General features: G+C 69.9%; 11 protein-coding genes. 8 read left to right on the forward strand and 3 right to left on the reverse strand.

Annotated elements, in window-relative coordinates:
* Positions 1–321: 321 nt before the first annotated feature.
* The 4 genes from ligA to AC1DBL_RS14810 all read left to right on the forward strand — a co-directional run bounded on the left by ligA (position 322) and on the right by AC1DBL_RS14810 (position 4,706).
* Positions 322–2,652 carry an NAD-dependent DNA ligase LigA gene (gene ligA / locus AC1DBL_RS14795; RefSeq protein WP_476926385.1) on the forward strand — a complete coding sequence of 777 codons (2,331 nt, stop codon included), beginning with the start codon at positions 322–324 and terminating at the stop codon, positions 2,650–2,652.
* Entirely contained in the window at positions 2,649–3,479 is an 831-nt protein-coding gene (locus AC1DBL_RS14800) for an inositol monophosphatase family protein (RefSeq protein ID WP_441419499.1), read from the forward strand. Before ligA ends, AC1DBL_RS14800 begins: the two co-directional genes overlap by 4 nt.
* A gap of 102 nt (positions 3,480–3,581) precedes the next feature.
* Positions 3,582–4,085, forward strand: a complete 504-nt coding sequence (locus AC1DBL_RS14805; protein WP_476926386.1) for a GNAT family N-acetyltransferase — start codon at positions 3,582–3,584, stop codon at positions 4,083–4,085.
* A 99-nt stretch (positions 4,086–4,184) separates the two neighbouring features.
* Positions 4,185–4,706 carry a hypothetical protein gene (locus AC1DBL_RS14810; protein ID WP_441419501.1) on the forward strand — a complete coding sequence of 174 codons (522 nt, stop codon included), beginning with the start codon at positions 4,185–4,187 and terminating at the stop codon, positions 4,704–4,706.
* Between the two features lie 20 nt (positions 4,707–4,726).
* On the opposite strand, the gene AC1DBL_RS14815 is transcribed toward AC1DBL_RS14810, so the two are convergent.
* Positions 4,727–5,398: a response regulator gene (locus AC1DBL_RS14815; protein ID WP_441419502.1), complete on the reverse strand. Its 672-nt coding sequence runs from the start codon at positions 5,396–5,398 to the stop codon at positions 4,727–4,729.
* Positions 5,391–7,133, reverse strand: coding sequence for a sensor histidine kinase (locus tag AC1DBL_RS14820; RefSeq protein WP_476926387.1), 1,743 nt, complete (start codon positions 7,131–7,133; stop codon positions 5,391–5,393). The genes AC1DBL_RS14815 and AC1DBL_RS14820 overlap by 8 nt, the downstream gene beginning before the upstream one ends.
* Positions 7,134–7,312: 179 nt before the next feature.
* Here AC1DBL_RS14820 and AC1DBL_RS14825 point away from each other — a divergent pair, with 179 nt between their 5' ends.
* From AC1DBL_RS14825 to gatB, 4 genes are all read left to right on the forward strand, one after another.
* Positions 7,313–8,779, forward strand: a complete 1,467-nt coding sequence (locus AC1DBL_RS14825) for a CitMHS family transporter (protein WP_476926388.1) — start codon at positions 7,313–7,315, stop codon at positions 8,777–8,779.
* Positions 8,780–8,918: 139 nt separating this feature from the next.
* Positions 8,919–9,215 carry an Asp-tRNA(Asn)/Glu-tRNA(Gln) amidotransferase subunit GatC gene (gene gatC / locus AC1DBL_RS14830; RefSeq protein ID WP_175323093.1) on the forward strand — a complete coding sequence of 99 codons (297 nt, stop codon included), beginning with the start codon at positions 8,919–8,921 and terminating at the stop codon, positions 9,213–9,215.
* A 4-nt stretch (positions 9,216–9,219) separates the two neighbouring features.
* A complete protein-coding gene (gene gatA / locus AC1DBL_RS14835; protein ID WP_476909730.1) occupies positions 9,220–10,791 on the forward strand; it encodes an Asp-tRNA(Asn)/Glu-tRNA(Gln) amidotransferase subunit GatA in 1,572 nt (523 codons plus the stop codon).
* Positions 10,791–12,296 (forward strand): Asp-tRNA(Asn)/Glu-tRNA(Gln) amidotransferase subunit GatB, encoded by a 1,506-nt coding sequence (gene gatB / locus AC1DBL_RS14840; RefSeq protein ID WP_476926389.1) that lies wholly within the window; start codon positions 10,791–10,793, stop codon positions 12,294–12,296. The genes gatA and gatB overlap by 1 nt, the downstream gene beginning before the upstream one ends.
* Before the next feature lie 3 nt (positions 12,297–12,299).
* Here the strand turns inward: gatB and AC1DBL_RS14845 are convergent, their stop codons facing one another.
* The gene (locus AC1DBL_RS14845) at positions 12,300–13,208 is read right to left on the reverse strand and encodes a LysR family transcriptional regulator (protein ID WP_441419507.1); all 909 of its coding nucleotides are present in this window, start codon (positions 13,206–13,208) and stop codon (positions 12,300–12,302) included.
* Between the last annotated feature and the right edge of the window lie 53 nt (positions 13,209–13,261).

A 13,261-nucleotide genomic window follows, 5' to 3' on the forward strand; every position in this document is an offset into this window, starting at 1 on the left:
ACCAAGGTCCTGGCCGGTACCCAGTGGCTGGGACCGGACGCGGAGAAGTTCCGCAACGAGTGGAACGGCGAGCACGTTGCGGCCCTCACCCGGGTGTCCCAGGCGCTGCAGCAGGCCAGCCAGCAGGCCAACCGCAACGCCACCGAGCAGGAAAGCGCCTCCTCGCGCTAGCCGGAACCCTCTCCAGATCAGCCCGGACGCAACCGCGTCCGGGCTGATCGTTTAAAGCGGCCCGCCCAAAGCGGCCGGGCACCGGCAGGCTGCGCCGCCCGGACCCGCTCCTGACCGGACAATGTCCGGGATCTAGGGCAGGATAGGTCTGTGAGCACAGGGAAGACAGCAGCAGATACCGAAACCCTCAGCCCGGCCGGGGAACTGGTCCCCTCGGAGGCCATCCGCGCCGAGTATGAAGAACTGGTCGAGGAGGTCCGCAAGCACCGCTTTGCGTACTACCAGGAGGACGCCCCGATCATCTCCGACGCCGAGTTCGACGAGCTCTTCCGGCGGCTGGAGACCATCGAGGCCATGCACCCCGAACTGGTCGCCAACGATTCGCCCACCCAGGAGGTGGGCGGCGAAGTCTCCGCCGCCTTCGCCGCCGTCGAACACCTGACCCGGATGTACAGCCTCGAGGACGTGTTCTCGCTCGACGAGCTGGAGGCCTGGATCGCCAAGGCCGAGGCCAGCGTCGCCAAGCTCGGTAACGGCGGCAACCCGCCGTCGTGGCTCACCGAACTCAAGATCGACGGCCTGGCCGTGAACCTGCTCTACCGCGACGGCGTGCTCGTCCGCGCGGCCACCCGCGGCGACGGCTTCACCGGGGAAGACATCACCCACAACGTCCTGACCATCAAGGAAATCCCGCAGCAGCTCAAGGGCGGGAACTTCCCGGTCGAGATGGAGATCCGCGGCGAGGTCTTCATCCCGTCCAAGGCGTTCGCGGAATTCAACGAGGCGCTGATCGAGGCCGGCAAGGCGCCGCTGGCCAACCCGCGCAACGCCGCCGCCGGCTCGCTGCGGCAGAAGGACCCGGCGGAGACCGCCAAGCGGCCGCTCAAGATGTACGTGCACGGCATCGGCGCCCGCGAGGGCCTGGAAACCGTCAGCCAGTCGGACACCTACCGCCAACTCGCCGACTGGGGGCTGCCCACCAGCCCGTACTTCGAGGTGCTGCCCGGCCTGACGGAAGTGCTGGACTTCATCCGGCGCTACGGAGACAAACGGCACAGCCTCAGCCATGAGATCGACGGCATCGTGGTCAAGGTGGACGACTTCGCCACCCAGCGCGCCCTCGGCTACACCTCCCGGGTCCCGCGCTGGGCCGTGGCCTACAAGTACCCGCCGGAAGAGGTCAACACCAAGCTGCTCGATATCGCCGTCAACGTGGGCCGCACCGGCCGCGTCACCCCCTACGGCGTGATGGTGCCGGTCAAGGTGGCCGGCTCCACGGTGGAAATGGCCACCCTGCACAACCAAGAGGTCGTCAAGGCCAAGGGCGTCAAGATCGGCGACATCGTGGTGCTGCGCAAGGCCGGGGACGTCATCCCGGAAATCGTCGGGCCCGTGCTGGCCCTCCGCGACGCCCAGGACCCGCCGGTGCGCGACTTCGTCATGCCCACCGAATGCCCCGCCTGCGGCACACCGCTCGCACCGGCCAAGGAAGGCGACGTCGACATCCGCTGCCCCAATGCCCGGTCCTGCCCGGCGCAGCTGCGCGAACGCGTCTTCCACCTGGCCGGCCGCGGCGCCTTCGACATCGAGGCCCTCGGTTGGGAAGCGGCGATCGCCCTGACCCAGCCGGCCGAGCCCGACGTCGCACCGCTCACCACGGAGGCGAACCTGTTCCGGCTCACGCCCGAGGACCTTGCCGGGGTCCGGATCCGCCGCGAAAAGCGCTCCAAGGGCGTGGCGACCGGCGAGTTCGAGCTGGTGCCGTACTTCTACACCAAGGGCACGGCCAAGGTACCGTCCAAGCCGACCGCCACCACCGAGAAGCTCTTCAACGAACTCGAAAAGGCCAAGACCCAGCCGCTCTGGCGCGTCCTGGTGGCGCTGTCCATCCGCCACGTGGGACCGCGGGCGTCGCGTGCACTGGCCACCGCCTTCGGAACCATGGATGCCATCCGCCAGGCCTCCGAGGAGGAACTGGCCAATGTCGACGGCGTGGGGCCGGTGATCGCCGTCGCGCTCAAGGAATGGTTCGCCGAAGACTGGCACCGTGAAATCGTGGACACCTGGGCCGCCGACGGAGTCCGGATGGAGGACGAGCGCGACGAGTCGACCCCGCGCACCCTGGAGGGCCTGACCGTTGTGGTCACCGGCAGCCTGGAGGGCTTCAGCCGGGACGAGGCCAAGGAAGCGATTTTGGTCCGCGGCGGCAAGGCGGCCGGATCGGTCTCCAAGAACACCAGCTACGTGGTGGCCGGTGAGAACGCGGGCACCAAGCTGGACAAGGCGGAACAGCTGGGCCTGCCGGTCCTGGATGAGGACGGCTTCCGCGCGCTGCTCGCCAACGGCCCGGCCGGGCTCGGCGACGACGCCGGCTCGGGCGGCGACGCCGGCTCGGGCGACGACGGCGACGCCGGCTCGGGCGACGACGGCGACGGCGGCGCCGGGAGTGACGGCGAAGACCACCAGGAGGCGGGCGAGTGAGCTCCGGCCCGGAAGAATTTCCCGCGCCGGCCGCGTTCCTGGAACTGGCGCTGGAGGCGGCTGCCGCGGGCGCCGCGGTGCTGGCCGGCCGGAGTGCCGCCGCGCTGGGCGTGAGCAACAAGGGTGATTCGGGGGACTGGGTGACCTCCTTCGACCTCGCGTCCGAGGCCGCCGTCCGCGAGGTCATCACCCGGGCCCGGCCGGAGGACGCGATCACCGGCGAGGAGGGCGGCACCGTGCTGCCCGCGAACTCCAGCGGTTTCCGCTGGTCGATCGACCCGCTCGACGGCACCACCAACTTCATCCGCAACATCGTCTACTACGGAACCTCGGTGGCAGTGGCCGGCCCGGACGGCGCCTGGCTGGCCGGCGTCGTCCACGCGCCCGCGCTGGGGCGCGTCTACTATGCCTCCCGCGGCCACGGCGCCTGGCTCGAGGAGAGCGGGCAGCGCTCGCAGCTCTACGGACCGGTGCCGGGCCGGACCGGCCAGATCCTGGCGACGGGCTTCAGCTACGACAGGGGCGTCCGGGCCGAACAGGCTTCCGCGCTGGGCGGCCTTATGGACGGCTTCGCGGACGTCCGCCGGCTGGGATCCGCGGCGCTGGATCTCTGCCTGGTGGCGGACGGCACGCACGATGCCTACGGCGAACGCGGACTCAACGAACACGACTTCGCCGCCGGCGCCCTGATCGCCGAGGAGGCCGGCTGCTGGGTGCGCCGTCCCCGGCTGACCAGCGTGCTCGACGGCGGGCCCTCCGACGACGAGCGGCTCGCGGCATGGACCTGCGCGGGGCCCCTCGAGCTCTCCGGCAAGTTCCCGCTCTGACGGCACGTCCGGGCTGGCGCAGCCGGCCCGGCGCCTGATAGTTCAGTCACGGAAACCGCCCGTTGGTCCCTGGCCCGGCGCGGGCGCCCGTACCATAGACAGGTGCATTCGCAGATCCTCATTCGCCCCGCCGTCCCGGCCGATTACGACGCCGTCGCCCGCATCACCCGGGACGCCTACCTGGCCGCGGGCCACTTTGAGGACGCGGACCACCCGTACATGCAGGAAATCCAGCGGGTTGCCCAGCGGCACGGGAACGCGACCATCTGGGTGGCGGAGCGCGCCGGCCGGATTGTCGGTTCGGTGACCCTCGCCGTCGCGGGGGAGCCCTACGCAGACATCGCCCGGACGGACGAGCTGGAGTTCCGGATGCTCGTGGTGGACCCCGCGGTGCAGCGCAGCGGCGCCGGCAAAGCCATGGTGCAGGCCATCATCGAGCACGCCAGGTCCCTGCCGGGCATCACCGGCGTCGCCCTCACCACCGGCCTGACCTGGGAAAGCGCCCACGGCCTGTACCTGAAGACCGGCTTCCAGCGTGTCCCCGAGCGCGACTGGTTCGTCCCGGGCACGGACATCAAACTGCTCGTCTACCGCCTCGACCTCTAGAACCAGCCCCTAGCTTCGGACCGCTCAGGGTAGGGTTGCAGCCAGCACACCACCCCAAACCCACGCTGGAAAAACAGCACGAGTACGGCTGGAGGATCCATGGCACCGCACATCCCCGACACCATCGACGAGAAGTTGCTCGGCCTCTATCTGTCCGACCACCTGACCGGCGCCACCGCCGGACTGGGCCGGATCGAACGGATGGTCAAGGACTTCACGGATACCCCGGTCCACACCGAGCTCGCCACCGTGGCCGCGGAGATCCGCCGCGAGCGCGAGCTGCTCCGCAGCCTGCTCCGCGAGCTGAGCGTCCGCACCCGCCCGCACCGCCAGGCTGCGGCATGGCTCGCGGAACATGCGGGCCGGCTCAAGCTCAACGGCCGGCTGCTGAGCCGTTCGCCCATGACCCTGGTGCTGGAATCCGAACTGATGCGCGCCGCCGTCCTGGCCAAGATCGGCGGCTGGCAGACGCTGGAGGAACTGGCGCCGGAACTGGGTCTCGATCCGTCCAGATTTGCCGATCTCACCGCCGAGGGGCAGGCGCAGATCGAAGCCCTGGGCCGCGTGCACGAACACGCCCGCCGCAACGCCTTCCGCAGGGGACGCAGCATCACCGGCTGAGCGGCCGGTCGAGGGAGTTCCTAGCGGCCGGGGAGCGCGGGCACCCCGTAGCGGTGCTCCGGGCGGCCCGTCGTGCCGTAGCGCAGCTGGATGTCGACGGCTCCGTCGTCCGCCAGCGAGGAGAGGTAACGCTGCGCGGTGGCCCGGGAGACGCCCACGCGGGCGGCCACTTCCGCCGCCGAATACTGTTCCCCGGGTTCCAGCGATTCCAGCACCGCCGCCTCCGTGGCGGACCGCGGCCGCGCGGAGGCCGTGACGTCGCCCGGGATGAGGGCGCGCTTGGCCCGTTCCACCGTCTCCTGCGTGAGGTTCCCCGGCTGGGCCAGGATGCGGCGGTAGCGCGCGTAGGAGCGCAATTGCTGGGAGAGCGACTCGGCCGTGAACGGCTTGAGCAGGTAGCCCAGGGCACCGCGCCGGAAGGCGACCCGGATTGACGCCGCATCCGAGGCGGCGCTGAGGATCATGGTGTCCACATCCAGCTGGTGCAGCAGGTCCAGCCCGGAGGCGTCCGGCAGGTACACGTCCAGCAGCACCAGGTCCGGGCGGAGGCTGTGGATGGACTGCAGGGCCTGCGACGCCGACCCGGCGGGCGCCAGCGCCAGGAAGCCCGCCACGGAATCCACATAGGCCGCGTGGAGCTTGGCGACGTGGAAGTCGTCGTCCACAATCAGCACCCGGAAATCTTCAGACATCGTTGTCTCCTTCGGTCGAGTCGGCGATGGTCCCGGGGAGGGTCGCCATGAACACGGCTCCCGGGCCGCCGGGCGCACCCCGCTCCAGCACCGTCACGTCACCGCCGCGGCGCCGGGCCAGCTGCCGGGCCAGGGCCAGCCCCAGGCCCTGCCCGGCACCGGCCCGGGCGGGTTGCCCCGAGGTGGTGAAACCCTCGGCAAAAACGTCTTCCGCACCGCCGTCGGCACCGCCGCCGCCGGCAGCCGTGAAACCGTCGCCGCCGCCGGGCAGGCCGTCGCCGGAGTCGCCCACGATGATGTGCAGGGTGCCGGCGGCCCCGCCGTCGCCGGGTGCGTCCAGCACCTCGACTTCCACCCAGCGGTCGGCCGCGGCGCCGGCGACCGCGGCGTTCACGGCGTTGTCGATCAGGTTGCCCAGCACGGTGGTGACCTCCTGCGGCTCGATGACGTGGCCGCGGACCAGGGTTTCGGGGCCGAGCCGCAGGCTGACGCCGCGCTCGTCGGCTTCCACACCCTTGGCGCCCAGGAACGCCTGCAGGTAGGGGTCCTGCAGCAGCTCGGCCTGTTCCACCGGGAACTTCAACGGCCCGGTGGCCGCCAGCCGGGCCAGGTAGTCGCGCGCTTGCTGGTGCTGCCCGATGCTCATGAAGCCGGCGATCGTGTGCAGCTGGTTGGCGAACTCGTGGCGTTGGGCGCGCAGGGCGGTGGACATGGTCCCAACGGCATCGAGCTGGCGGGTGAGCTGCTGGAGCTCGGTCCGGTCCCGGAGCATGACCACCCAGCCCAGGTCCTCCCGGCCGTGCAGGGCCTTGCGGGCGCTCGCCACCAGCACGCGGCCGCCGGCCAGGAACTCCACGGCGTCGCCCTCGGCGGCGTCCGGCCTGGTCAGGGCCTTGAGCGGTACGGGCACCGGCGCCGCCGCCCAGCTGGTTCCGGCCAGGTCCGGCTGGGCCAGCATCCGCCGGGCCGCGGCGTTGAAGACGCTGATCCGGCCGTCGGCGGACACGCCGATCACGCCGTCGTCCACGCCCTGCAGGACCGCCACCTGGTCGTGGACCAGGGTGCTGATTTCCTCCGGTTCCAGCCCCAGGGTCAGCCGGCGGAGCCGGTGCCGCAGCAGGAACGAGACGAGGATGCCGGCCAGCAGCGCGCCGGCCGCCGTCAGTGCGATCGGGACGATGTCGCGGGCGAGGCTCTGGCCGATGGTCTCGGTGGAGTAGCCCACGCTGACCTCGCCCACCACGGCGGACGAGCCCGGCGCGAAGACCGGGACCTTGGCGCCGGCCGAGGGGCCCAGGGTGCCGGTGTTCCGGGTGGTGACCTCCTTGCCGGAGAGCGCCTCGGAGGGATCGGTACTGACCCGTTGGCCCAGCCGGTCGGCGTCGGGATGCGCCAGCCGCAGTCCGGTCTCGTCGGTGACGACGACGAACAGCGCGCCGGTGCGCGCCCGGGCGCCCTCCGCGGCGGCCATCAGCGGGCCGGCGAGGAGCTCCGCGGGCGGGGGAGTGCCGGGCCGTGCGCTGATCTGCTGCACCTCGGCCCGGACCGCCGGGTCCGACGCCACCGTGCGGGCCAGGGTCAGTGCCTGGTTCTCCGCCTCGCGGCCCAGCCGCTCGTACGTCAGCCAGGCGTGCACGGCGCTGCTGAGCAGCACCACGAGGGCCACCACCCCGAGCTGGAGCAGCAGGGTCTGGGTCGTGAACCGCAAGGGAGTGCGGCCTTTGAGGGCTCCCACGGCGGCCCTCCTTCGATGATCCGGTGACTTCAACAGCTGTGAGCAAAATGCGCAAAATGCGTCCAACAAGCAGTATGCCAATCAATTGAGGCAAAGGCACTCCCGTGACGCACGCCACCCTAACGTCTGTAGTGCGCATCACAGCGGAGTGGTGCGGAACACAGAAGAAGGAGCCGGCCGTGCTGGTATTACTTGGATTCGCCATGATTGCGGTCTTCATGGTGCTGATCATGACGAAGAAGCTGACGCCGGTACTGGCGCTCATCATCGTCCCCACCGTTTTTGGACTGTTCGCCGGCGCCGGCCTGGGCATCGGCCCCATGGTGCTCGACTCAATGAAGTCGATGACGTCCACGGCCGCGCTGCTGATGTTCGCCATCATCTACTTCGGCCTGATGATCGACGTCGGGCTCTTTGACCCGCTGGTCCGGTTCATCCTGCGCAAGCTCGGCAACGACCCGGCCAAGGTGGTCCTGGGCACCGCGATCCTCGCCGCGGCGGTCTCGCTCGACGGCGACGGCTCCACCACCTTCATCCTCACCACCGCCGCCATGCTCCCGGTCTACCTGCGGCTGAAGATGAGCCCCGTGGTCCTCACCTGCGTGGCCGGCCTGGCCAACGGCACCATGAACATCCTGCCCTGGGGCGGACCGACCGCCCGCGCCGCCTCCGCGCTGAAGATCAGCGTCTCCGACGTCTTCGTCCCGATGATCCCCTCGCTGGTCGCGGGCCTCGTCATCGTGTTTGTCTTCGCCTGGCTGCTGGGCCTGCAGGAACGCAACCGGCTGCGTACCGTGGCCCCGGAGATCTGGGCCGAGGGCGGTCAGTTCGACGGCGGAGCCGGCGCCGGTGCAGCCGGCGGCACCGGCCGCTTCGGCTCCGGACGCAAGGTCACCGGCCCCGCCGGGGGAGCCCCCGCCGCCGGCGGCGGGTCCGCCGTCGCCGTGCTGGAGCGCACCGAAGACCTCGTCGACGAGCGCGACACCGCCATGGCGGACACCGCGCTGGATCCCAACCGCAAGACCCTGCGTCCCCAGCTCTTCTGGTTCAACCTGGGTCTGACGGTCGCCGTGATGGTGACACTCGTCGCCAACATCATTCCGCTGCCGTTCGTCTTCATGGTGGGCGCCGCCGTCGCCCTGCTGGTCAACTTCCCCAAGGTCAAGGACCAGAGCGCCCAGCTGATCGCGCACGCACCCTCGATCGTCGCCGTCGTCAGCATGGTCATGGCCGCCGCGGTCCTCACCGGTGTCCTCAACGGCACCGGCATGGTCAAAGCCATGTCCGAATGGCTCGTCGCGATCATCCCGGCCGACATGGGCCCGTTCATGGCCGTCATCACCGGCGTCCTGAGCATCCCGATGACGTTCTTCATGAGCAACGACGCCTTCTACTTCGGCGTCCTGCCGGTCTTGAGCGAAACGGCCGCCCACTACGGCGTCGGCGCCGCGGACATGGCCCGCGCCTCGATCACCGGCCAGCCCTTCCACCTGCAGAGCCCGCTGGTGCCGGCCATCCTGCTCCTGGTCTCCCTGGCCAAGGTGGACCTGGGCGACCACCACAAGAAGGTCCTCTGGCGCACCGCCGTGATCTCCCTGGTCATGCTGGGAGTAGGGGTACTCACCGGAGCCATCGGCATCGGCTGACAAACCGCACGAGATGACAGTTCGCGGCAGTGTTTGCACAAAACATTGCCGTGAACTGTCATCTCGGCGTCCGACGGTAACAGCAGTTCAACCCACGTAGACTGGGACGGAAAATAATCCGAACTTGCAGGGGAGATCCATGGCTGCGATCAACCGCGACGACGTCGCGCATCTCGCGCGTCTCGCGCACATCGAGATGAGTGCTGAAGAGCTGGACAGGATGGCCGGCGAACTCGCCGTCATCGTCGATTCGGTTAAGTCCGTCAGTGAAGCCGCCGGTGATGACGTCCCGGCCACATCCCACCCGATCCCGCTGACCAACGTGTTCCGCGAGGACGTTGTGGGCCACACCTTCACGGCCGAGCAGGCACTTTCCGGAGCCCCCGACGCGTATGAGGGCCGCTTCAAGGTCCCGGCAATCCTGGATGAGGACTAAGACCATGACTGAAACCACCCCCGAGCTGTTCCGCCTCTCCGCGGCCGCGCTCGCCGAGAAGCTCGCTGCGCGCGAGGTCACCGCCGTCGAGGTCACCCAGGCGCACCTGGACCGGATCGCCGCCGTCGACGGCCAGGTCCACGCCTTCCTGCACGTCAACGCCGAGGAAGCCCTCGCCGTCGCCGCGGAGGTGGACGCGATCCGCGCCGCCGGCGGCGCCGCTGCCGAAGAGCTGCACGTGCTCGCCGGCGTCCCGATCGCGGTCAAGGACCTGATCGTCACCATCGGCCAGCCCACCACCGCCGGCTCCAGGATCCTCGAAGGCTGGCACAGTCCCTACGACGCCACCGTGGTGGAGCGCCTTCGCGCCGCCAAGATGCCGATCCTGGGCAAGACCAACCTGGACGAGTTCGCCATGGGCTCCTCCACCGAGCACTCCGCGTTCGGCCCCACCCACAACCCCTGGGACCTGGAGCGCATCCCGGGCGGCTCCGGCGGCGGTTCCGCTGCCGCCGTCGCGGCCTTCGAAGCCCCGCTCGCGCTCGGCACGGACACCGGCGGGTCCATCCGCCAGCCCGGCGCCGTCACCGGCACCGTCGGCGTGAAGCCCACCTACGGCGGCGTCTCCCGCTACGGCGCCATCGCGATGGCCTCCTCGCTGGACCAGATCGGCCCGGTCTCCCGCACCGTGCTGGACTCGGCCCTGCTGCACCAGGTGATCGGCGGCCACGACCCGCGCGACTCCACCTCACTGCCGGACCCGCTCGAGGACCTCGTGGCCGCGGCCCGGACCGGCAACGTCGAGGGCATGAAGATCGGCATCATCAAGGAACTCCACGGCGAGGGTTACCAGGCCGGCGTCGAAAACCGCTTCAACGAGGCGCTGGAGCTGCTCAAGGGCGCCGGCGCCGAGATCGTCGAGGTCTCCTGCCCCAACTTCAAGTACGCGCTGGGCGCCTACTACCTGATCATGCCCTCCGAGGCCTCCTCCAACCTGGCCAAGTTCGACGGCGTCCGGTTCGGCCTGCGGGCGCTGCCCGCAGAGGGCCCGCTGACGATCGAACGCGTCATGGGAGCCACCCGCGCTGCCGGCTTCGGCGACGAGGTCAAGCGCCGCATCATCCTGGGCACCTACGCCCTCAGCGCCGGCTACTACGACGCCTACTACGGCTCGGCCCAGAAGGTGCGCACCCTGATCCAGCGCGACTTCGACGCCGCGTTTGCCCAGGCCGACGTGCTGATCTCCCCGACGGCGCCGACCACGGCCTTCAAGCTCGGCGAGAAGCTCAACGACCCGCTCGCGATGTACCTCAACGACGTCGCCACGATCCCGGCCAACATGGCCGGCGTCCCAGGGCTTTCCCTGCCCGGCGGCCTCGCCGACGAGGACGGACTGCCGGTGGGCGTCCAGCTGCTCGCCCCGGCGCGCCAGGATGCCCGGCTCTACCGCGTCGGCGCCGTGCTCGAGTCGCTGCTTGAGGCGCAGTGGGGCGGACCGCTGCTGGACAAGGCCCCTTCCCTGACGGGCTCCGCCCTTTCTGACGCTGCCGCTTCGAGCCACGGAGGTTCACACTAATGACTGACGCAACCCTCAGCTTCGAAGAGGCGATGGAGAAGTACGACCCCGTCCTGGGCTTCGAGGTCCACGTCGAGCTCAACACCAAGACCAAGATGTTCTCCTCCGCCCCGAACGTCTTCGGCGACGAACCGAACACCAACGTCAACGAGGTGGACCTTGGCATGCCCGGCGTGCTGCCCGTGGTGAACAAGACCGCGATCGAATCCTCGATCAAGATCGGCCTGGCGCTGAACTGCAAGATCGCCGAGACCTGCCGCTTCGCCCGGAAAAACTACTTCTACCCGGACACCCCGAAGAACTTCCAGACCTCCCAGTACGACGAGCCGATCGCGTACGACGGCTACCTGGACATCGAACTCTCCGACGGCACCGTGTTCCGGGTCGAGATCGAACGCGCCCACATGGAGGAGGACGCCGGCAAGCTCACCCACATGGGCGGCGCCGCCGGCCGCATCCAGGGCGCGGACTACTCGCTCGTGGACTACAACCGCTCCGGCGTGCCGCTGGTCGAGATCGTCACCAAGCCGATCGAGGGCGCCGGCAGCCGCGCGCCCGAGCTGGCCAAGGCCTACGTCGCCGCGGTCCGCGAAATCGTCAAGAACCTCGGCGTCTCGGACGCCAAGATGGAACGCGGCAACGTCCGCTGCGACGCGAACGTCTCACTCCGCCCGCACGGCCGCGAACGCTTCGGCATCCGTTCCGAGACCAAGAACGTCAACTCCCTGCGCGCCGTCGAACACGCCGTCCGGTACGAGATCCAGCGGCACGCCGCCGTGCTGGAGTCCGGCCAGCCGGTCATCCAGGAGACCCGGCACTGGCACGAGGACACCCGCTCCACCACCTCGGGCCGGCCCAAGTCCGACGCCGACGACTACCGCTATTTCCCGGAACCGGACCTGGTGCCGATCGTCGCGTCGCGCGAGTGGGTCGAGGAGCTCCGGGCCACGCTGCCGGAGCCGCCGGCCGCCCGCCGCAAGCGCCTGCAGGCCGACTGGGGCTACTCCGACCTGGAGTTCCGCGACGTCGTCAACGCCGGCGTGATGGACGAGATCGAGGAAACCATCGCCGCCGGCGCCTCCGCCACCGTGGCCCGCAAGTGGTGGATGGGCGAGATCGTCGGACGCGCCAAGAACGCCGACGTCGACCCCGGCCAGCTCGGCGTCGCCCCGGCCACCATCGTGGAACTGAACCAGATGGTCGAGGACGGCAAGATCAACAACAAGATGGCCTCCGAGGTCCTGGACGGCGTCCTCGCCGGCGAGGGCACCCCGGCGGAAATCGTCGAGAAGCGCGGCCTCGCCGTGGTCTCCGACGACGGCCCGCTGCTCGAAGCCATCGACGCGGTCCTCGCCGCGCAGCCCGGAGTCGCGGACAAGATCCGCGCCGGCAAGCTCCAGGCGATCGGCGCGATCGTCGGCGGCGTCATGAAAGCCACCCGCGGGCAGGCCGACGCCGGCCGCGTCAAGGAGCTGATCCTGCAGCGCCTCGGCGTCGAAGGCTAGGCCCTAGCCGCCCACTAGATCGGTCATGATGGTCTGCAGCGCTTCGCAGACCATCATGACCGATTTGCGTTTAAGGTTCTCCGGCCGGGCCAGGATGTCGATCCGGCGCCGGGTGCTGATCCCCTCCAGCGGCCTGAGCACGATCTCCGGGTTGAGCACAGGGCGCGCGGTGTGCCGGGGCAGCAGCCCGATCACGCTCCCGGTCGCCACCAGCGCCGCCACCGTGGAGTAGTCATTGATCCGGTGCACGATGTTCAGCTCGCGGCTGGATACGGCCGCGACGGCGGAGAGCACGTCGGCGGGGGAGTAGCCGGTGTGGCTCGTCACCCAGGGTTCGCCAACGACGTCGTCGGCCGTCACCGCCCGCTGCCCGGCGAGCCGGTGCCCGGCCGGCAGCGCCACGTCCAGCGGCTCGTGCGCGAGCGGGATCACCGCCACCCGCTCCTGGGGCCACCGAGGGCTGTGGTCCATCCGGTGCGCGAGGACCAGGTCATACCGGGCGGTCAGCGCCGGGAAGTCCTGCTGGGCCACGTCCTCGTCGGAGAGCTGGATCCTCGGCTGCCCGGGTCCGGCCAGCAGCCGGGCCAGCGGCGCGAACAAGGCCTGGCCGGCGCTGTGGAACCCGCTCAGGGACACCGGCGCCACCGGCGAGCCGTGGTACGCGCCGATCGCCGTCCTGGCGTCCGCCATCGCGCTCACGACGGCGGCCCCGGCGTCTGCGAGCACCTGGCCGGCCTCGGTGAGGACCAGGTTCCGGCCCTCCTTCCGGGTCAGCGGCACGTCCACGGACTTCTGCAGGGCGGCCAACTGCTGGGACACCGCCGAGGGCGTGACCAGAAGCGTTTCCGCGACGGCCTTGACGCTGCCCAGGGCGCCGAGTTCGCGGAGCATTTCGAGCTGGTGGATTTCCATGGCCACCATCCTAGAGCTAAGCCAGTGCTAAATCGTCGATTGAGAAAAATCCG

Source organism: Arthrobacter sp. 10T44, assembly GCF_056393885.1.